At 51.1% G+C, this 23,888-nt stretch carries 20 protein-coding genes; 8 read left to right on the top strand and 12 right to left on the bottom strand.

Annotated features, from left to right (window positions below; genetic code table 11):
* Window positions 1-6 precede the first annotated feature (6 nt).
* Entirely contained in the window at window positions 7-459 is a 453-nt protein-coding gene (locus tag ACXAFR_RS23670) for a hypothetical protein (RefSeq protein ID WP_475181735.1), read from the bottom strand.
* A 147-nt stretch (window positions 460-606) separates the two neighbouring features.
* On the opposite strand from ACXAFR_RS23670, the gene chrA reads away from it, so the two are divergent.
* Window positions 607-1,770: a chromate efflux transporter gene (chrA, locus tag ACXAFR_RS23665; RefSeq protein ID WP_475181733.1), complete on the top strand. Its 1,164-nt coding sequence runs from the start codon at window positions 607-609 to the stop codon at window positions 1,768-1,770.
* 91 nt (window positions 1,771-1,861) lie between these two features.
* Here chrA and ACXAFR_RS23660 read toward each other — a convergent pair whose 3' ends face one another.
* Together ACXAFR_RS23660 and ACXAFR_RS23655 are read right to left on the bottom strand one after the other, a co-directional pair.
* Window positions 1,862-5,374 (bottom strand): translocation/assembly module TamB domain-containing protein, encoded by a 3,513-nt coding sequence (locus tag ACXAFR_RS23660; RefSeq protein WP_475181731.1) that lies wholly within the window; start codon window positions 5,372-5,374, stop codon window positions 1,862-1,864.
* 2 nt (window positions 5,375-5,376) lie between these two features.
* The gene (locus ACXAFR_RS23655; protein ID WP_475181728.1) at window positions 5,377-7,041 is read right to left on the bottom strand and encodes an autotransporter assembly complex protein TamA; all 1,665 of its coding nucleotides are present in this window, start codon (window positions 7,039-7,041) and stop codon (window positions 5,377-5,379) included.
* A 643-nt stretch (window positions 7,042-7,684) separates the two neighbouring features.
* Between ACXAFR_RS23655 and bktB the strand changes: the two genes are divergently transcribed.
* Window positions 7,685-8,869, top strand: coding sequence for a beta-ketothiolase BktB (bktB, locus tag ACXAFR_RS23650; RefSeq protein ID WP_475181726.1), 1,185 nt, complete (start codon window positions 7,685-7,687; stop codon window positions 8,867-8,869).
* A gap of 408 nt (window positions 8,870-9,277) precedes the next feature.
* Here the strand turns inward: bktB and ACXAFR_RS23645 are convergent, their stop codons facing one another.
* A complete protein-coding gene (locus ACXAFR_RS23645) occupies window positions 9,278-9,487 on the bottom strand; it encodes a cold-shock protein (protein WP_475181724.1) in 210 nt (69 codons plus the stop codon).
* 366 nt (window positions 9,488-9,853) lie between these two features.
* On the opposite strand from ACXAFR_RS23645, the gene ACXAFR_RS23640 reads away from it, so the two are divergent.
* A complete protein-coding gene (locus ACXAFR_RS23640) occupies window positions 9,854-10,372 on the top strand; it encodes a shikimate kinase (RefSeq protein WP_475181721.1) in 519 nt (172 codons plus the stop codon).
* A gap of 27 nt (window positions 10,373-10,399) precedes the next feature.
* On the opposite strand, the gene ACXAFR_RS23635 is transcribed toward ACXAFR_RS23640, so the two are convergent.
* On the bottom strand, window positions 10,400-10,870 hold the full coding sequence (locus ACXAFR_RS23635; RefSeq protein WP_475181720.1) for an Lrp/AsnC family transcriptional regulator: 471 nt from the start codon (window positions 10,868-10,870) through the stop codon (window positions 10,400-10,402).
* A 150-nt stretch (window positions 10,871-11,020) separates the two neighbouring features.
* On the opposite strand from ACXAFR_RS23635, the gene ACXAFR_RS23630 reads away from it, so the two are divergent.
* On the top strand, window positions 11,021-12,193 hold the full coding sequence (locus ACXAFR_RS23630) for an amino acid aminotransferase (RefSeq protein WP_475181717.1): 1,173 nt from the start codon (window positions 11,021-11,023) through the stop codon (window positions 12,191-12,193).
* A gap of 79 nt (window positions 12,194-12,272) precedes the next feature.
* Here the strand turns inward: ACXAFR_RS23630 and ACXAFR_RS23625 are convergent, their stop codons facing one another.
* From ACXAFR_RS23625 to ACXAFR_RS23610, 4 genes are all read right to left on the bottom strand, one after another.
* Window positions 12,273-13,577 (bottom strand): glycerophosphodiester phosphodiesterase family protein, encoded by a 1,305-nt coding sequence (locus ACXAFR_RS23625; RefSeq protein ID WP_475181715.1) that lies wholly within the window; start codon window positions 13,575-13,577, stop codon window positions 12,273-12,275.
* Between the two features lie 118 nt (window positions 13,578-13,695).
* Complete coding sequence (greB, locus tag ACXAFR_RS23620) at window positions 13,696-14,202, bottom strand: transcription elongation factor GreB (RefSeq protein ID WP_475181714.1); 507 nt, start codon at window positions 14,200-14,202, stop codon at window positions 13,696-13,698.
* The gene (locus tag ACXAFR_RS23615) at window positions 14,202-16,160 is read right to left on the bottom strand and encodes a S9 family peptidase (RefSeq protein ID WP_475181712.1); all 1,959 of its coding nucleotides are present in this window, start codon (window positions 16,158-16,160) and stop codon (window positions 14,202-14,204) included. Before ACXAFR_RS23615 ends, greB begins: the two co-directional genes overlap by 1 nt.
* A 118-nt stretch (window positions 16,161-16,278) precedes the next feature.
* Entirely contained in the window at window positions 16,279-16,893 is a 615-nt protein-coding gene (locus ACXAFR_RS23610) for a TetR/AcrR family transcriptional regulator (RefSeq protein WP_475181710.1), read from the bottom strand.
* 78 nt (window positions 16,894-16,971) lie between these two features.
* Between ACXAFR_RS23610 and ACXAFR_RS23605 the strand changes: the two genes are divergently transcribed.
* The 4 genes from ACXAFR_RS23605 (at window position 16,972) to ACXAFR_RS23590 (ending at window position 21,127) form a co-directional block, all read left to right on the top strand.
* Window positions 16,972-17,799 carry a MipA/OmpV family protein gene (locus ACXAFR_RS23605; RefSeq protein ID WP_475181708.1) on the top strand — a complete coding sequence of 276 codons (828 nt, stop codon included), beginning with the start codon at window positions 16,972-16,974 and terminating at the stop codon, window positions 17,797-17,799.
* A 41-nt stretch (window positions 17,800-17,840) separates the two neighbouring features.
* On the top strand, window positions 17,841-18,917 hold the full coding sequence (locus ACXAFR_RS23600; RefSeq protein ID WP_475181706.1) for a fumarylacetoacetate hydrolase family protein: 1,077 nt from the start codon (window positions 17,841-17,843) through the stop codon (window positions 18,915-18,917).
* 29 nt (window positions 18,918-18,946) lie between these two features.
* Window positions 18,947-20,314 (top strand): tRNA lysidine(34) synthetase TilS, encoded by a 1,368-nt coding sequence (gene tilS / locus ACXAFR_RS23595; RefSeq protein WP_475181703.1) that lies wholly within the window; start codon window positions 18,947-18,949, stop codon window positions 20,312-20,314.
* A gap of 93 nt (window positions 20,315-20,407) precedes the next feature.
* Window positions 20,408-21,127: a dienelactone hydrolase family protein gene (locus ACXAFR_RS23590; RefSeq protein ID WP_475181702.1), complete on the top strand. Its 720-nt coding sequence runs from the start codon at window positions 20,408-20,410 to the stop codon at window positions 21,125-21,127.
* A gap of 115 nt (window positions 21,128-21,242) precedes the next feature.
* Here ACXAFR_RS23590 and ACXAFR_RS23585 read toward each other — a convergent pair whose 3' ends face one another.
* From ACXAFR_RS23585 to pbpG, 3 genes are all read right to left on the bottom strand, one after another.
* Window positions 21,243-22,133, bottom strand: coding sequence for a GyrI-like domain-containing protein (locus ACXAFR_RS23585; protein WP_475181699.1), 891 nt, complete (start codon window positions 22,131-22,133; stop codon window positions 21,243-21,245).
* A gap of 13 nt (window positions 22,134-22,146) precedes the next feature.
* On the bottom strand, window positions 22,147-22,782 hold the full coding sequence (locus ACXAFR_RS23580; RefSeq protein WP_475181697.1) for an FMN-dependent NADH-azoreductase: 636 nt from the start codon (window positions 22,780-22,782) through the stop codon (window positions 22,147-22,149).
* Between the two features lie 111 nt (window positions 22,783-22,893).
* Complete coding sequence (gene pbpG, locus ACXAFR_RS23575; protein WP_475181695.1) at window positions 22,894-23,793, bottom strand: D-alanyl-D-alanine endopeptidase; 900 nt, start codon at window positions 23,791-23,793, stop codon at window positions 22,894-22,896.
* Window positions 23,794-23,888 lie beyond the last annotated feature (95 nt).

Here is a 23,888-nt window from a genome sequence, read left to right as displayed (position 1 = left end):
ATTCGTTCAGTTAAGATCGCTTGGTGATCCTGGCTGTTTGGTGGGATTGTTCTCGTCAAAATAATTTAAGCGCAGCACAAAATCCTGAGAATTTGGAAGATAAATCACGAGGCCACTTTTGTCTGGATCGTTAAAGCGTTCAATCTTACTGGGTTGTTCGATAGGGGAGGCGTCACTCGCAGATCCCAATACGGTAATCTCTTCAATATCTTCGTGACCTGGTAAGCTGACGCCAACGCGTAATTGCTGGGTCTCTGGGTCGGTTTCGACCGTTTCAATGCGAGCTCCTACTCTGGGATCCTCGAAACCAGGCTCCGGTTGTAAGCGACCGGATTCAACAATGCGCGACTGAATGGTTGGCGCCGGTGTCAACGGCTGTGGTTCTGGTTGCGTTAATAATTCACAGCCGGCGCCAAATACAACCAAACCGATGATGCTAAAAAGTCCTGATTTTTTCATAGTGCGTTCCCAGCGTTACTAACGCCGCCAGTATAACCTGCTTAAGAAGGGCTTTGGCAATTTATCGACAGCTTGCTATGTCCTCTTTCAACTCTCGGTTACAGTAACGAACAAAGTGGATGATGATCGCGCACGGGAAGGGCGACGATGGCTAGAATGGGTGTAATCTTTCTGCAGTTTTTGGCGTTAGGCTGTACGAGTTTTGGTGGGCCTGTCGCACATATTGGCTATTTTGAACGCCAATTTGTTTCTCGTCGTCGCTGGATAAGTGAGGAGGATTTCACGCAGTTGGTTTCTCTGTGTCAGCTACTCCCCGGTCCGGCATCAAGCCAGTTAGGCTTTGCGATAGGTTTGCGTCATGGTGGCCTGGGAGGTGCCGTAGCCGCTTTTCTTGGTTTTACTCTACCTTCGTTTCTCTTGATGTATTTACTGGCGGTTGGCGGGCTTTTGTCGTCTGAATCTACGTTGCTGACGGCGGTCATTCATCACTTGAAATTGTTAGCCGTCGCTGTGGCGATGGCAGCCTGTATCGATATGGCAAGACGTTTTTGTCGATCCCGTGGAAGCCAGATGATTGCCGTTGTAGTTGCTTCAACGCTGTTGATGACGTCGGGGCTATCGCCTTTGCTGCCCGTGGCGGTGCTCTTTATGGTTGGGTGTTTGGGATATATTCTGCGGTCCAATGAGAGCAACCGGCGGCGTATTCCGGAGCCATTTCGTATCCGTGTTTTTCCTCTCGCAGTGTTTGTCAGCTGTCTGGCGTTGGCGATTGTGTTTTCCGAAAGCAGTCACTGGGTCGGGATCGCTGCGGATTATTACGCGACAGGAAGTTTGATTTTCGGAGGTGGGCATGTTGTCGTCCCTCTGTTGCAGCCTATGGTTCAAAAAGCGGTAACGACAGACGCCTTTTTGTTCGGATATGCCGCTGCGCAAGCGGTGCCTGGTCCGATGTTTACCTTGGCTACTTTTACCGGTGCCTTGGCGCTTCCGAATGTTCCACTCTTGGGAGCTCTATTCGCGACGGTTGCGATTTTTTTGCCCGGATTTTTACTGGTCCTCGCCTTCGAAAGGGGCTGGCAACGCCTGTTGGCATCCCCTGGGTTTGAGGCGGTAACTATGGCGTTGAATGCCGGGGTTGTTGGTTTACTCGCTGCGGCGATCTATGAGCCTTTGTTTACCCACAGTGTTTTGTCTTCGGTAGATATGGGGTTGGTGGTGATAAGTCTTTTTTTGCTTCTTGCGTTTAGGCTTTCGGTTATTTGGTTGATTTTGGGATGTCTGGTGGTAAGCCTTAGAAGTCTGTGGGGATAAGAAAGAGGCGTATCGAAAGGGGGATTAATTTCTGGCTCGAACCAGAAAATAAATTCAGGTGGCAGTTTGCTGCCACCTGACATAGGGCGCCCTAATAATCGTGTTTCCATTTCAATTTGGCACCCTCAGTGCCTGTCTGGCCTCCCGTTGAACTTTCGAGGTTGAGATTCGGTGTCAACTCAATTTGTAAGACGCCTCGCCAGGGTTGAGTTGGATCAGGTGTTCTTTCAACCTCCAAATACACTCGGTCATTGATGTATTTACCGATACCGACGTTGACACCGGTTTGGCCGTCTTCAGTCTCTGCGGATTCAATGGATAGCGTATCGACGCCGAGAGCATCTCTGGCTGTGCCCATCAGATCGAGGCCGCCTCCGCCCCCTCGAAGTTGCTGTACCGCAGATGCAAGCTGGTATGCCTCTAGAGGCCCGATATCCTGCACTGACTTACCGAAGATGATATAGGAGAGTATTTCATCTTCCGGCATAGACGGATCCGAGCTGAAATTAATTTTCAGGTCACTGGTGGTCCCGGTTATTTCTGCGCGGATTTCAGCGTCTTCGTTGGTATAAATGCCAAGGATATTAAGACCAACTGCGTTGTTGGTAAAAACCACCTGGCCTTGGTCCAGTTCGAACTCTTTGTTAAAAACTTCAAAGGTTCCGCGTACGGTATTGAATTCACCATCGTAAACGGGGGCTTGGGCGGTGCCCTTAAGAAAGACCTCTCCAGCCAGTTCCGCTTCAAGGCCGCGCCCGCGGAGGAACGCCTGATTATTGGCGAAGATCTTCATATCGAGATTAATGTTCGGCCCCGACGCTTTACCTCCATCTTCGGATTCTTCGTCACCTCCGGATTTGGTTTCGGTGATTTTGATCTCCGGCACCGACGAGACCATGTTCGATTCAATGCTGGCAGTCAACGGTGCGATATCAATATCTCCCGCAACGGTCATATCATTGAAGTCGCCTTTGACGGTTACCGAGGCGGTCACTTCGCTATCGATTTCCTGGCGACGGATAAGGCTGGCGCTGTCGGTGGTCAGCTTTATGTCGATTGCCCCCGGACTGCCCACAGGGAGAGGGAGGTCTACCTTACCGCCGAGGTTAATTTTGCCGCCAGTGTCATCTTCGGCAGCACACTGGTCAATACTCAGCGACTGTTGGCGAGCATTAATTTCACAATTGATCTCAGGCAAAACTGTCCCCAACGAATAGTTTTCGTAGGTGACATTTTGCGCTTTGATCTGGCCATTTATCTGAGGATTATTGACATCCCCCGTCAGTGTCATATCAGTCACCAAGCTGCCGGTTATAATGTTCGAGCCTAAGTCTGTGAGAAGTGCCAGGGATTCCAGTCCAAATTCACCATTGAGGTTTGCCTGTAAAGGTATTGCGCTATCCGCTGGCTGGGGTTCGCCACTGAGAAAATGATCCAAGTAGGGTTTCGTGGGGACTTTGATATTGATTTTCTCTGGCGCTTCACTGGCAAGTTTGAGGGTTGATGCCAGGGTTAAGTCGCTGTCGCTGGTAGCGATATCCAAATGCCAGTTGGCAGGAACTTCCCGGTTTTCATTTTCCGGGTCATAGCCTTTCACGCGAGTTTTGTAGTCTATCTGTCCATTTAACCGCGGATCCTGCGGGGTACCGGTGGTATTGATATCTGCGTTAAATTGTCCTTCAGGCATGTGGTACCCGAGTGCAGATAAGAGCTTGGTGGGCAGGGCGTCCACCAGTAAGCGCAGGTCGAAGGCGTCGGGGGTGTATTTGCCATTTGCCGTGACAACTCGTTCGTCACCACTGTCCAGCGTTAGCTGGCTTAACTGCAGGTTCCAGTCTGCAAACGTGGCATCGAGATTGACATCGAAGGGAATCGCTTGGAACTCCCCAACGACATTGGCATCGCCATCTACATTCGGCAATGTCAGGTCGCCATCCACCGCGAGATTTGAGTTCAGCTTGCCGCTGAGCCCGTCTGGAAGTTGTACATCGGCCAATTGTGCGAGGGTAAAAGGCAGTTCTGCAACTGTGACGTCGAACTGTCCGTTTAGTGTGTTGGGATTGAGCTTGCCTTTAACCGCTGCATAGCCATCACTGATATCCAGTCGCACATTGCCGACGTCAATGGTGTCTCCTTTACGGTTAGCTTGCGCTTGCAGCGTAAAGGGTTCATCCCGGTAGCTACCATTGCCATTAATGCTTAGCTCACCATCTGGGTCGGTCAAGGTGCCAGAGAGCTTGCCAACGATGGATTCCACTTTGGCGGAGAGTTCTTCTGGGATGGGAATTCCCATTTGGCGAAGTGGATCCGTGCTGAGGTTGGTCAGTGAAATATCGATGCCTTTGGTCGTACCTTGAGTGCTGAGAGAGCCTTGTGCTTTGAGGTGGGCATCGGCCAAATGGGCATCCAGCTGCGAAATGTTGACCTGTTCCAAGGTGCCATCGCCCTGAAAGTTAAGGTTGATGGGGATCTCCTGATAGGCGGTTTCGGCAGAGATTTGGCCTTTAAACTGAGGCGCGGAGAGGGTGCCGTCGAGATGCAGATCAGCATCCACATCGCCGGATTGGATCGCATCCGTCCACATTTTAACGATATCAAGTGGGAATTGGTTGATATCGACATCGACGTTCAACGTTTCGCCTTCCAAATAGCCTTGAATCGTATGTGTGCTGTCGTCGATATCCAGTGTGAGCGGCTGCAGTACCACTTTCTGACTGGCGGGTTGCCATAAAAGGTCGCCAGCACCATGAATATTGCGATCGAGCACCGGGAGATTCAGGTCATTAATCGTCGCGTTCAATTGATCGGGCGTCGTGGCAAGATCCAAATCAAAGTTTGCATCGATTTGCCGGGTCGAAGGCAGTTGCAGTAATTGCCCAATCATACCGCCGGCGGCTTCGGTGAGCTTGCCGTTTAGGTTGAACTGCTTGAAGTCTTCTGAACGCAAATGTACCGCTAGATTCAGGGGTTCGGCGTTGGTGCGTTCTGTCGTGAGCGCCATATAGAGCGGGTAGCCATCCAGCCAGGTGAGTTCGCCGTCGATCTGAAGTTCTTGTGTTTCACTGAGTGGACCTTCTGGAGCGAGCTGGTAGAGCTCCAGCTGCGAGACGTGCAGGCGTTCGAGTTTCACATTGACTGGTGACAATTCTTGCAAATGAGCGAGATCCGGCAATTGCATCGGCTCTTTGGGTTCCGGTTGCTCAGGTTCTTCACCCGGTGGTGGGGTGGTCGCCCGAATGCTCTCAGCTTCCAGATTATTGATGATGACGTTACGCTTTAATAGCGCTTGAGGTTGCCAGTCCAGCTGAAAGTCTCGGACTTCCAGCCAAGTCTTGCCTTTGGTTGTAATGGCAAGGTAGTTGGCTTGCCAGTGTCCAAGCTTGGGAAGAGTCAGTCCCTGAGCTTCAATATTGAGCTCCGGTGAGCGATTGGCAAGCGTTACTGCATGGTTGACCAACCAGTTTCTACCGGGGGCGCTACCAACGATGGCACAGGCGCTAACCGCCAGTAGCAGCACCAGAATAAATATGACCAACAGTACCCATAAAAAGATTTTCAACGGGCGCGGCAGTCGTTTCTTTGGGGTTTTCTTATCTTCGCTCATGATTAATACGCCTGCCCTATACTGATATACACTTCAAAGTCGTTGTCGACATCCTCTCGTTTATCCAGAGGGAATCCCACGTCGAAACGAATCGGGGCAAAACCGGTATAAAACCGAATTCCGAAGCCCGTGCTCCAGAGCAGATCTTCATCAAATCCTGGCAATTCACTCTCGTAGGCATAGCCACCATCAATGAACCAGACGCCTCCCCAGCTTTCTCCCCAATGAAGTCGCGTCTCAAAGGAAACTTCGGTTAATGACAATCCGCCATCAGGGTCATCCCCGGTCAGCGGACCAAGGGTCTGATAGGGGTAACCACGCACAGAGCCGCCACCGCCGCTATAGAATCGAATGTTGGCGGGTACGTCCTCAACCGTGGCCCCAGTGATGCTGCCGAGAGCGGCTCGAACGGCAAAAGTCGGGCTCCACAGCATGTTCTTGGCGGTCAAATAAGAGGTCGCAGAAAATGCGGATTTGAGAAAATGGCGGCTGGTGTCTTTTGCATCCCAGTAAGGGCGAACGCTGACGCTGGTGGAGAAGCCGCGACGCGGGTCCAGTGGATCGTTGCGGCGGTCATAATCCAGCGTGACCGGCAGTGAGAGCAGCAGATATTGATCTTCGTCCAAGCTCGGTTTTTCGACAACATCGGAGAAGGTGATTTCAGTGCCCACGGCGCCGCGCAGATAACGGCCCATCTTGCGGGCGAGCATCACACCTGCGGTTGCTGAGTCTGAATCATAGGCGTCGGTGTCTTCACTGATGCCTTCTGCATACAAGTTTAGAGCCTGGTCTTCCCGGTGAAAATGAGGGAAGGTGAGACTGGTCGAGAGGGATTGAATCCGATCGGCCAACATGGCATCGACAGACAAAGTTTCCCCTTCTCCCCACAAATTGCGGTTTTCCCAGCCGGCTGAGACACCGAATCCTTCATCGCTTTGAAAGCCCGTACCGGCGGTGATGGTGCGATGTTTGCGCTCAATGATGCGCAGTCGAATTGGCACGACGCCATTGTCTGGCTGCCCGACATCGGCGCCAACACTGGCTACAAGGTTGGTTTGAACCAACGCCAGTCGCGAGGCATCAATGGCGGCACGCCGGAAGCACTCTCCCTCTTTAAAGGTCAGCCGCTCGCGCAGATAGTCCTCGTTGATGGTGGTATAGCCTGTCATCTCAATCGGCCCAAAAACAACCGAGGGGCTGGGTTTGACGGTATAGCTGATGTTCGCGGTCTGTGTTTCGTGATTCAGTGTGACTTGATAGTCGGTCTGAACGTTGTAGAGGCAGAAATTGTTCTCTACGGCAGAATTGATCGCCTTGCGATTGTCGAGAACATCGGCGGCCACCAAATTCGCGCCTGACTTTAACGTCAGGGTTCCCTCTGGCAGTTTTATCGGGTCAGGTAGGTTGGTGCTGATCTTGCTGATGTGATACATCGCCCCAGGGACAATGCGATATATGATTTTTTCTTCGCGGACATCGGTCTTTACCGAGTTGGTGTAGTAACCGAGCGATTTGAGAATGGTTTTCAGCGTCTGACGCTCATTAAAGGCCAGTTTGGACACACTTTTGAAGTCTTCGTCGGTATAGCCGCTGCGCTGTTCGTCCAGCTTGGCCCTCAGAGTTTTTTTCAAGGTATCGTCACCCTCGAGGTCAATGTCGTAAGGCACTGACTTGTCGAATGGGTTGAGCGATAAGGCGTGAACCGTGAGAGGCGTTAAGAGAACGCATATAAGAGGAAGGCAGTAGCGGCAAAATTTCATGGATGCAGGTGATTTCTCGTTGGTGTTCTTCGAGTTTGGTCGCTTATCGGCAGGATGCGTATGCCGTAGACCCAAGTGATGGAAATGTTTTGTCGGTATTTGGTAAATGGACCTTCTGGGTTAACGGAGGTTTCCTTTATTGCGGGGCGAAAGCCTTGTTTGGAGGTCACTAGAACCCACATAGGCGTAGGAGGTGTGGCTTTATTCCGTCTGTCATCAACCGCAGTGTCTATCATAGGGTTTGTCAGCTACTCTTTACGTAGTGAGTCAGCGATGTGTTTGAAAAAAATTGTATCGTGCGGATACGTGGGCGACGGCGTTCTATCGACGGCTAGTGTAACTCCGAATGAATAACCGGTTTTTTTAGATGCCACGCTTGACTGTATTGGCAAGTTGCGTGCCACAGATAATTGTCTGATTTAATGTGCCAAGAGGCCTCTGGCGAGGTTATTTTTACTCCAGTCTGTTAGGGGGTCTGTAAGCCTTACAGTGGTTGTTACGCATTTGCATTATAACGCTGAACCGAGTGTTGCCTCTAAGGAGCTTTTCCATGAGTGATCGGGAAGTTGTCGTGCTGAGCGGAGTCAGAACCGCAATCGGCAGTTTTGGCGGTAGTTTGAAAGACGTGCCTCCAAGCGAATTGGCAGCCTTGGTGGTTGCAGAGTCGGTGAGAAAAGCCGGGATTGCTCCCGACGTTATCGATCACGTTATCATAGGTAATGTGGCTCACTCGGACCGCCGCGATTTGTACATCAGTCGCTACGCTGCAATGCATGCCGGTATCCCAGAAACAACGCCAGCCTTCACGGTAAATCGACTTTGCGGATCTGGCCTGCAGGCGCTGATAAACGGTGCTCAGATGTTGCTGCTGGGCGATGCGAAAGCGGTTGTGGCCGGGGGAGCTGAGAGCATGAGCCGCGTTCCCTACTGGTTACCGAAAGCGCGATGGGGCGCACGCATGGGAAATGCGGAGATGGTCGACGCGATGACAAGCACGTTGACCTGCCCAATTAATGATGTCCATATGGGCGTGACGGCAGAAAACATTGCCGCCAAGTGGCAGATCTCTCGAGAGGAGCAAGATGCGTTTGCGGCCCGATCCCATAATTGCGCTGAGCGGGCGATTACCAACGGTTATTTCTCTGGCCAAATTCTCCCTGTTGAAGTGAAAACCCGCAAAGGCAGTTTCATCTTTGACCGGGACGAACACGTCAGGCTGGGGGCTACTCCTGAAGATATGGCCAGTTTGCGTCCGGCCTTTAAGCAAGACGGGACTGTGACGGCGGCCAATGCATCGGGCATTAACGATGCGGCGGCTGCTATGGTGCTGATGTGTCGTGATGAAGCGCAACGGCTTGGTCTTACGCCAACAATAAAGGTGCGAGGCTATGCATTTTCTGGTGTTGATCCCGCATACATGGGGATCGGGCCAGTTCCTGCAGTAAGGTCATTGTTAGATAAAGCGGGCGTCGCTGTTTCTGATATCGATATCTGGGAAGTCAACGAAGCCTTTGCCGCACAGGCCATGGCGGTGATCAGAGAGTTGAATCTGCCTTTAGAAAAAGTGAATCCAAACGGCAGTGGTATTTCTTTGGGGCACCCTGTCGGCGCGACCGGTGCGGTGATCTCGGTAAAAGCCATTCACGAATTAGAGAGGATAAAAGGGAAATACGCTGTCGCAACTCTTTGTATCGGTGGTGGTCAAGGTTTGGCAATACTGTTCGAGCGGGTATAGCAAAAATACGTATTGAAAAGGCGGGAAAAAGATCGGTTTCAGGGAAGTAAACGTTTACATAACTCTGTCGACAACATTCGATCAATCATTGCCGCTGACTAAAAACGCCGGGAAGCCCAGGTCACTTTTTTAAGGCAAAAGCAACTTCTCTCGGGAAAATTGAAGACAAAACTTAGACCCGAGGGGATACACCCAACGTCACAGTGCTGTCAAAACGTTTGGCAAAACAGAGTGAGTGACGCCGTGAAATTCGCGGAGTCATGAGTCACATGTCGCCAACGCCGAAGCTCCTGCAGAGAAATTCCGCAGACAAACTGACGCTGTAAACTTTTATTAGAATTGTTACTGGACAGCCCTCAGACATCGATGGCTGTCACAGCGAGAGGTCGACGCCTCTCTTTGGGCCGATCAGACGGGAACGACGTTCTCTGCCTGGGGACCTTTTTTACCATCTACCACATTGAAAGACACTTTTTGCCCTTCAGCGAGGGTTCTAAAACCGGAACCTTGAATCGCGCTGAAGTGAACAAAAACGTCTGGACCAGACTCTTGCTCGATAAAACCAAATCCTTTGGACTCATTGAACCACTTCACTTGTCCGGTGTGTGTTGTTGCCATAACTAATTACTCGATTGGTAAAACTTGGAACCCGTGGGGCGGGGTAGAAAAAGAAAATGCGGCGTGGGGCATGAAAAACAGGTAAGGTAATGCCGATTGGCAATCTGACGGGTCAATCATAGATGCGTGTTGCGATGTCTTCTTCGGAATCGAAGCTAGGTGAGCAGTGACCATAACCATAGATGGAAAAGATGCGCAGCGCGCCCGTACCGATATTTCTTAACATCGATCCTAACAGCAGTTTTCGAGGTTGCAAAGGGATTATTTTGCCGTGGGAGACACTTCTGTCGCGTGAATTCACGTCCGCAAAAAAAACAGAATTTTCCCTGCATACAAATCTTTGTCGATAATCGTAGGAGTCTTTAAATGAATGAGCCGGAAGCTGACATGGACCGGTCTTCAGTGATCATGATCGGAATGCCTGGGTCAGGTAAAAGCACCATTGGTGTCCTACTGGCGAAAGCCCTGGCAAAGAACTTTGTCGATGTGGATCTGATCATTCAGCAGCAACAACACAAAACTCTGCAGGAGATTATCGATTCTGTTGGCCACGTCGGTTTTTTGGCCTGTGAAGAGCAGGCGCTGTTAAGTCAGCCTTATGTCGATATGGTCGTGGCGACAGGCGGCAGCGCTGTTTACAGTGCCGCAGGCATGGAACACCTGAAGCGTTATGGACGAGCGGTGTTCTTGGATGTTTCGCTTGATGTGCTTCGTCAACGCTTGGCGAATTTTGATACACGGGGAATATACCGCCGCGCTGGCCAATCGATCGAATCCGTTTTTCAGGAACGGCAAGATTTGTATCGGCGCTATGCGGATTTGACGATCGCGTGTGATACGTTGAATCAGGAGGATACGCTCAGCCGCATTCTGGAGGTGATATAGAAGGCGGCCGACTGGAGCAGTTGACGTTTACAGCGGCAGGCTGGTCGTATATTTGACCTGCTTGAGAGCGAAGGTGGAAACGACTGATGCGACATTGGGTAAGTGCACTAATGTTTCTTTCAGCAACTTCTCATAGTGGTCAACGCTGTTGACAATGACCCGCAGTAAATAGTCTTTTTCTCCCGTAGTAGAGTAGCACTCAACGACCTCACGTATGTCTTGTATTGCAGATTCAAAAGCGCTCAATGAGCTTTCATCATGACTCTTAATGGTCAGGTAGGCGTGCACCGAAACCCGCATTTCCAATAATTGGGGGTTGAGAAGTGTGACTTTACCCAGTATAAAGCCGTCGGCTTCCAAGCGCTTGATACGCCGCCAGCAGGGAGTATGTGAAAGCCCGACGAGTTCGCCCAGTTCATTCATGGAATAGTCTGCGTTCTCCTGCAGAGCTTTTAGTATTTTAATGTCGAATTCATCCAATTGATTGATTCCTGACATGCTTAAGTCTCACTGGCCCGAAAGCGTTATGATCAATAGGTTATAAAATCAGTATAGATTTCAATTCCAGACCCGCAATATTGTGATTAATTTTCTTTATCAACCCCTCCAACGACAGATTCCGCCCACTGGGCTCGGGAGAACAACATCATGTTAGAACGCTTAAATACGATTCCTGTGGATCCGATACTGGGTCTGAGCCAGGCGTACCGGGCGGATACGAATCCTCAAAAAGTCGATTTGGGCGTCGGGGTGTATAAAAATGAAGCGGGTGAAACACCGATTCTCGACAGTGTGGCGAAGGCTTCCAGGCGGGTTCTGGCGCAGGAGACCACCAAGGCCTATCAGAGTCCAGCTGGCAATCCCTTGTTTAATGAGGGTATACAGAAGCTGATTTTGGGAAATTTGGCGGCCTCTGATTCCATTTGCACTTTGCAAACGCCAGGTGGCTGTGGCGCTCTGCGGGTTGCTGCGGATCTGATCATCCGTTGTAACCCAAGTGCTCGAATCTGGGTGAGCAATCCCACATGGGCGAATCATATCCCGTTGCTGGGAAATGCCGGTCTGACCATTGCGGAGTACCCCTATTACAGTGCGGCTCATCGCGGATTGGATTTTGACGGGATGATGTCGACGTTGGAGCAGGTACCTGCCGGGGATCTTGTGTTACTGCACGGCTGCTGTCATAACCCCAGTGGTACGGACTTGTCGTTGGAGAATTGGCAGGCGATTGCGCAATTGGCCGAGAAGAACGGGTTCATCCCCTTTGTTGATATTGCCTATCAGGGCTTGGGCGATGGGCTTGAAGACGATGCGATTGGCGTTCGATATCTGGCCGAGAATCTGCCGGAGGTGATCATTGCCAGTTCCTGCTCAAAGAATTTCGGACTGTATCGTGAGCGCACTGGAGCGGTAACCTTAGTGAGCAGCAGTGCCCAAATCGCTCAAACAGCGTTTGGCCAATTGCAGAATGTTGCTCGGGGAACGTATTCCATGCCGCCTGCGCACGGCGGTTCTCTGGTGGCTGAAATCCTGGGTGACGCTGAGCTGCGAGCATCTTGGGAGGGTGAAGTCGGTGAAATGCGTGAACGTATCTGGGCTTTACGAGCTGCTTTGGCTGAGAAGCTGGCGCCAACAGCAGACTTTAGTTTTGTCACTCGGCAGAAAGGCATGTTTTCGTTTCTGGGGTTGACCCCAGAACAGGTTCAACGGCTGCGCGATGAGTTCAGTGTTTATATGGTGTCATCAAGCCGAGTCAACATTGCGGGGTTAAATGCAGGCAATATTGATTATGCGGCGTCAGCAATCGCCGCGGTTTTGTAGATCTCTATTTTTAGTGAGTATACGGGTGCGGACAGAGATGAACTTCATGTCCGCACCAATCTTGCCAGCCAAATAAGGCTTAGTCGAGATTCATGCAGTTCGCATAATAGGTGGTCGTCGCGGGCCAGTCTGAAAATACCGCCATAACCCCGACATCTTTCGCCAAGACGTCCAAGACTTTCATCATATCGCCGTCATTGTTGATCGCGTCAGCGACTGACGAGTAGTAGTAGCCGCCGCCAGTTGTCAGCGGGCCAGAACGTTCCAAAGACCAAGCGATGATTTTCAATCCGGCAGCTTTTGCAGCGAGAGCATAGGCAGAGGGCACGATTTCACCGTAGCTGTCCAAATCCAGCAGCATAAAAATGGGTGGAGCAAGAATCTGTACGCCACTGGCCGCCAGCTCATCCATGGTGGGAGTCAAGGCTTCGGGATTGCGAATATCGAAATCTGGCTCGGAATCGCGGCCATCAAGGTAAACGCCCTGGTAACCGAACATAGGTTCATTGTTGATCCAGTAGAGGACGTCTGGCAGGTAGAAGGATTGAGGGAAAACACGCTTGGGCGAAACGCCCAGCTCCTTATATTCGTTAATCAGCTGTTGCGCGTAGGCTTCCTGGGTGTAGTCGCCATCAAAAGGCATCTCAACGCTGGGGTATTTGAGTTCTGGAGTCATTTTGACGCCAAGCTCTCTGAACAGTCTGATACTGTCTTTATGGGACATCAGGGTTCCGCGTGTCGCATAGAGATCTGTGCGGTAGGCCGGGGTGGCGTCCATATACTCTTCGACGGTCGTCGCGGCAGTATTGCCTGCGTCCATTTTGCCTTCCAGAGATTTAAACTCTGCCAGTGTGATGTCACTGGTACAGCAGCTGGCACTGGCTGGAGTAATCAGGTTGCCTGCGCTGTCGTATTGAGCGGGTTGAAAGGTTTCTGAACACTTGCTGGCCAGCGGGGTGGCCAGCATATTCGTTGTCGTGTGAAGATCACACTGAGAGTGACGGCAGACTAGCTCGCGATCTTTGGTAAACGCGACGTCACATTCCAGAACGCCAGCGCCCATTTTGGCTGCCGCAACATAAGATTCTTTGGTGTGTTCTGGGAATTGCAAGGGAGCGCCGCGGTGACCAATAGACCACTCCTTCTTGTAAAACGGTCCCTTAGAACAGCTTTGCAACTTTTCTTTTAATTCTCCTTCGTCCATATCATTGACGAGAAAAAAGGGGCGAGGTCCAAGTTGTACCTTCGCTGCGTTGATCAGCTTTTGTTTAACGGGCTTTTTATTGTAGTGCTTCGAGGTATGTTCCTGGTTGCCAGCATAGGCTCCGGCGCTGGCCAGTAGCCCGGCTGTCAGCAGGATGCTGGCAAATTTGCGAAATTCCATGACTTTGTCTTGCTCCAAAAGGGTATTTGCAGAGAGGACAAATAATGAGTGGGAAACGGTGACAGGATTGCGTCACTTAGGTAACAGATATTTAAAGCTTTTGTGACAGAGGGCTGGTCTATTCGCCAATGCGATATTCGACCGCGACAATATCAAAACGTTGCTGTCCCTCGGGTGATTTCAAAAAAACTTCATCATCCAATCTTTTGCCAAGCAGCTGGCGGGCCAGTGGCGAATCCATACTGAGTTTTCCGGCTTTAACATCGAATTCATCCGGGCCGACGATCTGATAGGTCTTTTCCGGACCCGTGTCTCCCAGCAAGGTTACATAAGCGCCAAAAAAAACCTTTTCCTGGTCTTCGGGAAGACGATCGACAATGGTCAGTTCGTCCAGACGCTTCGTGAGATAGCGCACGCGTCGATCGATTTCACGGAGCCGCCGCTTACCGTAGATATAGTCGCCGTTTTCTGAACGATCACCGTTTTTTGCAGCTTCATGCACGGCGTCGGTAACGGCGGGGCGCTCAACCGTCCAGAGTTGATGCAACTCTGCTCGCAGCTTGCTGGCACCACCGGCGGTAATGTATGCCGACCCGCGTCGCTGTGGCGGTCGCCAGCGGCCCATCAGCCGCTCTCCGGCAAGTTGCGAATGGCGACAGGTTCAATCTCTTCGGGGATAGCGAATCCAAAGACCTGGCCGTAGAAGCTCCATTCGCCATCGAGACTGCGTTCAATATTCTCTGCAAATCGAAATCCGTGGCCTTCCCCTGCGAAGGGCACATAGGCAACGGGTAGGCCTTTGGCGTCTAAGGCTGAAACCATGGCCTCTGCCTGGGAGGGTGGAACGACTTTGTCTTCCTCTCCCTGGAAGAAAATAATGGGGCAACTGAGCTGGTCGGTAAAATGAATCGGAGAACGCTCCCGGTAGATCGCCTGTTTTTCAGGGTAAGGCCCAACGAGTCGATCCAGATAGCGTGATTCGAATTTGTGAGTATCCCGCGCAAGTGTTTCCAAATCACCGATACCATAGTGACTGGCACCGGCTGTGAATCGGTCGGTAAACGTGAGAGCGGCTAGCACCGTATAGCCACCTGCGCTGCCACCTTTAATTGCGATACGAGCGGGATCTGCCCAGCCTTTTGCGACGATCGCATCGACGGCGGCTTTGACGTCTTCAACATCCTTGATGCCCCAGCTGTCTTTTAGGCCGTCGCGATAGGTTCTGCCAAAGCCCGTGCTGCCACGATAATTAACATCGACGACGGCAAAGCCCCGGGATGTCCAATACTGTATCTTTAAATTAAGTGCGGAAGAGGTCGCTCCGGTGGGACCGCCGTGGCACATGACGATCAGTGGCGGTGTTTCATTTGCTTCGCCGCAAAAGTCGCTGTTGCGGGGAGGATAAAAGAAGCTGTGAACCTGTTCGTTCGCGCCGCTGGTAAAGGTAAATGGCTGGGCTTCGCTGATCACGTCTGTGGGAAGCTCTTGTGTCGAAGCACTGGCAACCGTGGTGATTTTTGGTTGATCGATGGTGGCAAGGTCAACGCCAATCAGCTGTCCTTCTTGCGTTTTCCCTGCGGCAATACAGAGTAAGTGTTGGTCTTGGGCGCGGACCTGGCCAAACTCCGAGGAAGGCAAATCGAGTTTACTGCATTGGCCGTTTACCAAATCGATGGTCAGCAGTTGCCATTCACCATTCTGGCTGGCGCTCGAGACCAACGTCGTTTCGTTGAGAAAGCCATAGGTCGACATGTTAAAGACCCACTGTGGCGTCGCGAATTCTGCGTTCATCGGGCAGATGGCTCTAACTTCGCCCTGTTGAGCGAGATAGAGATTCCACCAGCCACTGCGATCCGAGACTAGAACCAAGTCGCCGTTGGGACTCCATTGCGGTTGAAACACGCTTTCATTGTCGCCGCCGCAGACTTTCTTCGAATCGACAAGGTGGCCGTTGCTGTTGACCGAGGCTCGCCAGCAGCTGGTCGCGTCCCAGGGCATGTCCGGGTGATCCCAGGTCAGCCAACACAACTCTTGCCCGTTAGGACTAAGGCGAGGGTTGGAGAAGAAGTCGTGTCCGGAAGCGAGGATTTGAATTGCGGGTTGAGATTGATCGTTACAGGCGATGGCAACGAGGGTGTTCTTTGGCTCGCGGCCATCGGTAAAATGTTCTTCCTGTACAGCGATAAGACGCTGATGGTTTTTGTCGTAGCAAAAATCGGCGTAACGAAAAGGGCCTGGGGGTGTTATTGGTTGAGGGGCCTCTGGTTGATCGAAAGAATACTGATAAACGCGCTGATCGGCGGCTTGGACGAAGTAGACCTGCTTGTCGACGACCAGGTAACTGCCTCCTCCGTATTCGTGAGCACAGCTGCGGACGCTGCAATCTTTTGGTAACACCTCGTTGCTGTTGCCTTGATGATCACAGTACATGAGAACAGAGCGCCCCTGCTCACTCGGCCGTCCTTCAAGCCAATAGTAGCCTGCATCTGTCAGTTGAGTTTCGGCGAGGCGAACACTCTTTTGGGTCAGCAGTTGGCTTTTAATGGGGGATGGCCAGGTGCCAAAGGGGCGGGGTTGGGGCATAGGGTAGGCTCCGATGTCTCATTCTTGATTGCGGTGCATGATGTCACGATGGTAAGCAGGACGCTACCGATCAATACGAACTCCCGGCACTAAAGGTTTCGGCGTTTAGACAGGCCGTTTAGGTGAGATACCGTACCACCATGGTTTTCAATTCTTTGATCACGGCTAGGCGTCGTTGAGGGGTGGCATCGGTGTTGATCAATTCGTGTATTGTGTTTTCAACTACGAGACAGCAGAGTCGGCAGGCGGCTGAAATGTCCAGGTCGTCGCGCATCGTTGTTCGATATTGTTCCAGCACTTGCTCAACCAGACGCTTGATGTCTTTTTCAGCGGGGTTTTCCTTTTTAACATCAATGTGTCCGAGCTCGTTCATCATAATTTTATGAAGCTCGGGATTCACAAGATGGGCCAGTAAAGTTGCGTCTATGAAATTGTCGACGGCGGTTTGTAACGTCGGAGATGGCCGCCGCTGAGAAAGTCGCTCAAATTGATTGCGGATCTCTAGGATATGGTCACGTTTAATTTCCGCAATTAAAACGTCCTTCGATGGAAAATACTGATAGAGAGATCCTATGCTGACACCCGCGCGTTCTGCAATCCGATTGGTATTGAAGGCATCGACGCCATCCTTGAGTAAAACGCGAGTTGCCGCCTCCTTAATGGTCTTAACCAGAAACCGAGATCGCTGCTGAACGGGGACTTTTTTCAGCATATACCGCTGGTTTTGTCGCATTTTTCCTTCCCTCGTATGCGAGTAGTTAAATCCTCTGATGCCTTTACACTATTTTCCAGTTCTCAAGGAGGGTATCAGATGTTGACCAAATTGAAATGTGCTGAGCGGATTCCTGTCGCGCTTTGTGGCTCGTTATTCCTGTCTGTCTGCAGCTGGGCAGAGACTGAGCAAGAGTCCCATGACAAGGTGGAATTTATCATTGTGGGTCCGGGTCGTTTGCCGGAGTACCCAGGCAGTGAAGATTACGACATTGTCCCTCTCGCCGTAGCGGGATTTGATGTTGGTGGTTTGGATGTTGAGATTGAAGGGCTGACAACTCGCCTGTCCCTGTGGGGGGATGATCGCTTTCAATGGGGGGTGACCGCTGAGGTAGATCTGGGGCGCGATGACGATGTAGACAATCTGCAGGTTGCACAGATGTCGTCGATTGATACTAGCGTTAACGCGGGTGTCTTCGGTGCCGTCTCATTTTCTGACGCCCTCTGGCCAGAAGATGAACTGATGCTGCGGCTCGCAGGCTTTCAAGACACGTCTTCTGTTCACGATGGCGCTTTGGGAAGGTTGAGCGCAATCTACACCGCACCGTTAATCTTGCCATGGCGATTTGTTTTCGAATTGGAAGCGACCTATGGCAGTGAAGACTACATAGATACCTACTTTGGCGTGTCGAGTCTTGATGCCCAACGAAGTGGCTACCCGGCGTTCGAAGGTGGCGCATCTTGGCGAGATGTTTCTTTCAACATCAATACCATTCTATTTCTTAATCCTCGGTGGGGAGGGTATTTGCGACTGGGCGTCACGGAATTACTGGAAGACGCCCGGCAGAGTCCTATCGTAAAAGATGGTGAAACCACTCAGACGTTTTTAGGCGTGGGTATTTTTCATCGCTTTGGGGGTGGGCAGTGAACTGGCATATTGTCTGTTGCGGATTCTTTTTGGGGTCAACGGTGCAAGCACAGCAGGTCTTACCGTTGGAGCAGGGCGCGACATTAGGGGCGGTTAACGTTGGCGGAAGCATCCACACGATAGCCGTAGTGGCTGATAATCGTGATCACGTGAGAGGTGTAGACCTCAGTCAGTACAGTGATTTTATGGCAGGCCCCGTAGATTTTTATCAGCGATTTGGGGTGCAAAAAATCGTTGAGATGACTCGGGCGGCAGTCCAAGAACAGACATCTCGGAAAATTGAGTATCAGCAGCTTCTCAGTCCTGCGGGAGATACGACTCACCATATCGCATTGGGTTTCAACTATTCTGCCCATGCTGATGAAATTGGCGAAGAGGAACAGCCATTTCCTTTCATTAAATATGTTCAAGGAACCCGAAATACACAGCTAGAATTTGATGAGTCGGCGTTGCTAGATTATGAAGTCGAAATGTGTGCTCGGCCATTGCACGTGATCGATTCTGACAACGTTGAGAATTCAGCGTTTGGCTATTTTCTGTGCGGCGATTTTACGGACAGGGCGCTGTTGATGCGTAACTTAAATCTCGATGATATGGCCAGTGGTCAGGGGTTTTCTTTGGCCAAGAGTCATCAGGGCTATTTTCCGGTTGGCCCCTACATGATCATTCCGCTAGCCGGGGAGTCTTTTGTTGACGACATTGGCATTTCATTAACACTGAATGGTCGTCAAAGGCAGAGTGCCAAAGTAGAGCAGCGAATATGGAACACTCACACCAGTGTTGAGCAGATTCTCCAGGCTGATCAAACGGAGAGGCCTACCTATAGCCCTTATTCCCAACGTTGGTTGCCAGAGGAAGTTTTGACGCCTAGCCATACCCTATTAACCGGCACACCCGACGGAGTCTTAATGCAGCCACCTGGACTTTGGCACAAGGTGCGATTTGGAATGTCTTATTTTTTGAGTGGCGGAATATTTCGCTCTGACAGCGATATACGAAGTTATGTTATCGAGCGGTATATTGAATCCTGTAAGCGCCACCAGGTCTTCCTGCAGCCAGGAGATCAAGTGACCCTATCCGGTGACTGGTTGGGGGAAATTCAGCTGGTGGTCCGTTAGCAACTCATACCATTGGTAGGGGGCGCCGCTTGGGATTCCTCTGCCCGTCAAGTACTATGGCGGCTATGAAAACCTTGTCTCCAGATGATTTTCTGCACAATTTGCAGGCCTGTCTCAATCGCTATCCCCAGATTTCCCGCTGGATTGTCGCGTTGAGCGGTGGCATGGATTCTCTGTTACTGTTGGAAGGGATGGCGCGTCTGGAGCAGTCCAAGCCGATTATCGCGCTTCACGTCAATCATCAACTGTCGGTGAATGCCCCGCATTGGGAAAAGCACTGTCAGCGCGTATGTTCCTCCCTTAAAATTCCTATTGCGGTAGAAACGGTGGATGTGGCCGCGCAGGGAAGAGGACTGGAAGAAGCCGCTCGCGCCGCGAGACATCGCGTGTTTCACGCGCACGTTCAGGCCGGTGACGGGCTGCTGTTGGCTCACCATCGTGATGATCAGGCGGAAACCATGCTGCTCCGATTAATGCGAGGGACTGGCCCTCGTGGCTTGGCGGCAATGACCGAGTCTCGTCCTCTCGGCGCAGGTGTTTTGGTGCGTCCGCTGTTGCCGTATCGGCGCGACATTTTGAAAGCCGTCGCAGACGCCTGGCAGCTGCATTGGGTTGAGGATGAAAGCAATGCCGATACCCAGTTTGATCGCAATTATTTACGTCATCACATTATGCCTTTGCTGGAAGCTCGCTGGCCGAATTTTACGGCGCAATGGCAGCAGACAGCCGATCATTGCTACGACAGCGCTTCGTTGGAACAAGATGTTGCGAACTCAGACCTGTGTGCTGCGGACGAGCGACAGGAGAAGATTGGCTTTAGCGTAGATCTCGATCATCTCGCTGAATTGACGTCCTTTCGCCGGGGAAACTTGCTGAGGCGCTGGGCTTTGGAAAGGTATTCTTGTGAATTACCAATGAGGATATTGGCGCAAATAGAACGTCAGTGCATCCTTGGCAAGAATTACGGTGAGACAGCGGTAGATTGGAACAGCGTATCGATTCGCCCTTACCAAAAACGCTTGTATTTGTTACCACAGCTCTGTGAAAACGCCCTTGGTTCTGTTCATTGGGATGGCAATTCGCCGTTAGAGTGGGGCGATTGGATCCTGAGCCTAGAGAATAGTTCTGTGACAGGATTTACCTGGCCTGCTGACGGTGTGCTCGTACGCCCGCGGTACCCGGGTGAACGCAGTCACCCGGAGGGGCGACAGCACTCTCAAACCCTGAAAAAATTATTACAGGATGCTGGTGTCGAGCCTTGGCTGCGAACACGATTACCGATGTTGGAATCTGACGACCGACTCATTGCGGTTGCCGATCTCTGGGTGGAGGCTGGCGTTGTAAACCCAGCGGCTGACCTCTACCGTTTGCAGGTAGATTGGAAACATCGTCATTGAGCGGTGTTGTGGTCTTATCTTTTAGAAACAACTGAACTCTTGGCGCCGAAACTCGGTCAAGAAAGACACTCTCTTTATTAAAGGAAATGTATTGTGACCATTCAGACGCAAACCGTTGATTACGATTGCAACGGATTAACCTGCAAAGGCTACATGGCGTGGGATGATGCCATTTCAGGCTCTCGACCGGCGGTGGCGATCTGCCACACATGGACTGGCCTGAGCGACTTTGAGAAAAATAAAGCGCAACAGTTCGCAGAGTTGGGATATGTGGGCTTTGCACTGGATATCTTTGGTGAAGGTAAACTCGGTTCTACCAAAGAGGAGAAGCAGGGATTGATCGGTCCTCTGGTTGCGGATCGGGCGGCGCTGCTCGAACGCTTGTTGGCCGGCTTGAAAGCAATGGCTGCGCAGGCTCAAATAGACGTAGAGAAAATGGCCGTTGCCGGTTACTGTTTTGGTGGGCTGTGTGCGCTCGATGTCGCTCGGGCGGCAGCGCCTGTCGCCGGTGCAATTTCCTATCACGGATTGCTTCACGCTCCGGGAGATTTGCCCAGTAAACCCATTACTTCATCCGTTCTGGTATTACACGGTTACGATGATCCCATGGCGACGCCCGATAGCTTGCAGGCTTTTCAGCAGGAAATGACCGAAGCTGGAGCGGATTGGCAGGTTCATGCGTACGGTAAAACCGTGCATTCCTTTACGAATCCACAAGCCAATGATCCGGACTTTGGTACGGTGTACAGTGCGAAGGCCGACAGGCGCTCTTGGGCTGTAACAGTGGATTTTTTACAGGAAATTTTTGAGTAGATGCGGGTGCTGAGAATGACGATTTGTGACGCCTAGAGAACGATAGGCTCAAACATATCTACCTTCTCGGTATTCTCTTGCTGTGTTCGAAGCCTCGTGATCTGTTGACGCTGTCTCAATCAATTGGGATGGCGTAATAGATGACCGAGTTGTCACTGTTTGGTTGATAGTCCTTTCCGTAGGTGACCAAATCTGCAGCGTAGGTATGCCGATAGTCAGAATTCATCAGCCAGCTTGAATAGATAAAATTAATGGTATTTTTCAATTCTGTTGGTGGCCCGTAGTGGGTGAAGCGTGCGTATTGAGTCGTCGGTAATTTAAGGCTTTCCATCCCGTCAGGTATTACTTCATTTTCTGGAGTTTCGCACCCCGCGGTGTATTGTAAAAGTTCACTGTCGGCGGATGTTTGTTCTATCACGCCATAGGCAGCGCCAGGACAGCGATTTCTTATGTCCCCCATGCGGGGCGTAAATCTCGCCCAGAGTTCGGGCAGTTTACTGCCCATGTTATTTTTCTCGGACTCCTCCCCGTAGTAAGTCGTGCGCATACCTATGATGGTCATGGCCTGCTGTACGTAGATCAATGGCTCCGCGGAAACCTTTTCAACCAAGTGGCGAATATAGTGTTGGTCGATGATCAGTCGCTTGAAAAAAGGATTGGCTAAACGAATTTTTCGAGCAGCATTGGGTGGTAGCCCAAAAACACGTTTGAACGCTCGGCTGAAGCTTTCTTGGGAGTCGAACCCCGCGTCCAACGCGATATCAATGATCCTGGCGTCTGTCGCTGTCAACTGTTCTAAGGCAATAGATAGCCGCCTTGAGCGGATATAGGTTTTTACGGTTTCATTGGTTAACCCTTTAAATATGCGTTGGAAGTGCCATAGGCTTAACCCGGATTCATGGGCGATTCTGGGTAGATCCAAATCGGTATTGAGGTTGGCTTCTATATAGTTGATACCTTGTTGCACGGCATCCAGGTAATCTAATTTTGCTTTCGAACTTGCCATTCTGCGAACTCGCTTAGTTTGTACGCCAGAGCGTATCAGTCGATAAAAATTGGGTAATTTGGTGCTGTGCTGTTGAGAGAATCTCCTCGGCGTTGGCCGTTGACTGATTCAATCCGTAGGCGGCAATGGAATGACTGGGAATGCCCATAAACGAAAAACACTGTTCGAGAAGCGGGGTGGCGTAATTCAAGGGACTAAACTGTGGTTGGTTGAAGTCACTGCCAGAAGAAGTTGCAATCAATACGGCTTTATTCTGACAGAGGCCAACATAGTGGCCTGCTTGATTGATCGTAAACGTTCGATCTTTTTGGATAATCACATCTAGCCAGGCTTTCACCGTCGCAGGAAGGCTGAAATTATACATCGGGAAGGCCATCACAATGCGATCTGCGGCCAGAAATTGGTCAAGAAATTGATCGGCCTGGGAAACGGCAAGGTTTTCGATGTCGTTGAGAGGAACGCCTTGAAAATTTCGTTTCAGCAGAGCATTGAGAATCACCGGTGAAAGGTAGGGTGGGGGTGTTTGGCAAAGATCGACATGCGTAATCGGCTGCGCATTTTTTGAAAAATGCTCGAGCGCAGTCAGAAGTAAACGAGAGGTGTTGGAATTCAGTCTAGGGGTGTAACTGACGACAAGGACATTGTTCATAATTTAAGCTCCATTTGATCGTTGGAGCTATGCTAATGAGGTCCTGCTGTCTGGTTTTGATATTTTGTGCAAAGTGAGCTGGAAATCGGAGACTGACCGGCTTAACAAGCCCTAGGGGTCGAGATTCAGCGTCTGCAAATAATGCTGCCGATAGGCGGCCGCAGCTTTAGAAACACTGCCTTCTGTGCCATTTTCTAACCAGCGCCGAATACGACCGGCATCACCAAGGGGTGAGCGTTTGCCCAGCGAATTTAGCAGTACTACGCCGAGCTTGTGGTCCGCGACGTCTGCCACCATAAGCAGGCATCGACCACTCTCAGTGAGATATCCGGTTTTTGAAAGCGAAACGTCCCAGCGGGAGCTGTGGATTAGCGGATTTGTGTTGCCATATCCAAGCCGATAGCGAGGTTTGCGAAATTCAACGGTAAATTGCGGGGTTGTTGAATACTCTCGTATCAATTCGTAGTCGTTGGCGGCGATCAGCATCCGTGCGAGGTCGCCCGCCGTGGACGTATTGAGAACGGACAGGCCAGTAGGGTCGGTGAAGTAGCTGGTGTTCATGCCCAGAGAGATGGCTTTGACACTCATCGCGGCAATAAAGGCCTCGTAGCCGTCTGGGTGGTGTAGGGCTAAATTATAGGCTGCGAGATTTTCCGAAGACATCAAGGCAATTCGCAGCAGGTCCCGTCGTTTTGCTGTAGAGCCCAGGCGGATGCGCGAATAGGCGTTTTTATCGTTTTCATTCTGCCAGTCTTTTACCTCCAGCCGCTCGTCAAGATCTGCCCCGGAATCCAGCACCACCATGGCCGTCATTAGCTTGGTAATTGAGGCAACGGGCATCTCCACATCGTCGTATTTTGAGATCAGCGTTTCTTTCTGTTCAAGATCGACCACGACAGCACTGACAGAAGCGAGATTGACGTCGCCAGCCGCTGTGGCAAGTTGATGGAATGGCGAAAGACCGAATAACAAGAACAACAATATACGGATACGGAAAAAACGAGAAACCATAGTAAAAAGGATGTCTACATGCATAAAACGGGTGTGTGACGGACAACATTCGTCTCGCTGCGGCCAAAACTGGCCACCCGTTTTCTTTGGATTGT

The organism is Pseudomaricurvus sp. ABR4_320 (genome assembly GCF_056159445.1).
This window is presented reverse-complemented; position numbering and strand designations above follow the sequence as displayed.

What these genes read in the sequence shown, in the direction of transcription:
- ACXAFR_RS23580 (WP_475181697.1), bottom strand. Translation starts at nt 22,782, where the DNA reads ATGAACAATGTCCTTGTCGTCAGTTACACCCCTAGACTGAATTCCAAC.
- pbpG (WP_475181695.1), bottom strand. Translation starts at nt 23,793, where the DNA reads ATGGTTTCTCGTTTTTTCCGTATCCGTATATTGTTGTTCTTGTTATTC.
- ACXAFR_RS23630 (WP_475181717.1), top strand. Translation starts at nt 11,021, where the DNA reads ATGTTAGAACGCTTAAATACGATTCCTGTGGATCCGATACTGGGTCTG.
- ACXAFR_RS23605 (WP_475181708.1), top strand. Translation starts at nt 16,972, where the DNA reads ATGTTGACCAAATTGAAATGTGCTGAGCGGATTCCTGTCGCGCTTTGT.
- ACXAFR_RS23645 (WP_475181724.1), bottom strand. Translation starts at nt 9,487, where the DNA reads ATGGCAACAACACACACCGGACAAGTGAAGTGGTTCAATGAGTCCAAA.
- ACXAFR_RS23640 (WP_475181721.1), top strand. Translation starts at nt 9,854, where the DNA reads ATGAATGAGCCGGAAGCTGACATGGACCGGTCTTCAGTGATCATGATC.
- ACXAFR_RS23670 (WP_475181735.1), bottom strand. Translation starts at nt 459, where the DNA reads ATGAAAAAATCAGGACTTTTTAGCATCATCGGTTTGGTTGTATTTGGC.
- ACXAFR_RS23625 (WP_475181715.1), bottom strand. Translation starts at nt 13,577, where the DNA reads ATGGAATTTCGCAAATTTGCCAGCATCCTGCTGACAGCCGGGCTACTG.
- ACXAFR_RS23635 (WP_475181720.1), bottom strand. Translation starts at nt 10,870, where the DNA reads ATGTCAGGAATCAATCAATTGGATGAATTCGACATTAAAATACTAAAA.
- ACXAFR_RS23660 (WP_475181731.1), bottom strand. Translation starts at nt 5,374, where the DNA reads ATGAGCGAAGATAAGAAAACCCCAAAGAAACGACTGCCGCGCCCGTTG.
- ACXAFR_RS23610 (WP_475181710.1), bottom strand. Translation starts at nt 16,893, where the DNA reads ATGCGACAAAACCAGCGGTATATGCTGAAAAAAGTCCCCGTTCAGCAG.
- ACXAFR_RS23585 (WP_475181699.1), bottom strand. Translation starts at nt 22,133, where the DNA reads ATGGCAAGTTCGAAAGCAAAATTAGATTACCTGGATGCCGTGCAACAA.
- bktB (WP_475181726.1), top strand. Translation starts at nt 7,685, where the DNA reads ATGAGTGATCGGGAAGTTGTCGTGCTGAGCGGAGTCAGAACCGCAATC.
- chrA (WP_475181733.1), top strand. Translation starts at nt 607, where the DNA reads ATGGCTAGAATGGGTGTAATCTTTCTGCAGTTTTTGGCGTTAGGCTGT.
- greB (WP_475181714.1), bottom strand. Translation starts at nt 14,202, where the DNA reads ATGGGCCGCTGGCGACCGCCACAGCGACGCGGGTCGGCATACATTACC.
- ACXAFR_RS23615 (WP_475181712.1), bottom strand. Translation starts at nt 16,160, where the DNA reads ATGCCCCAACCCCGCCCCTTTGGCACCTGGCCATCCCCCATTAAAAGC.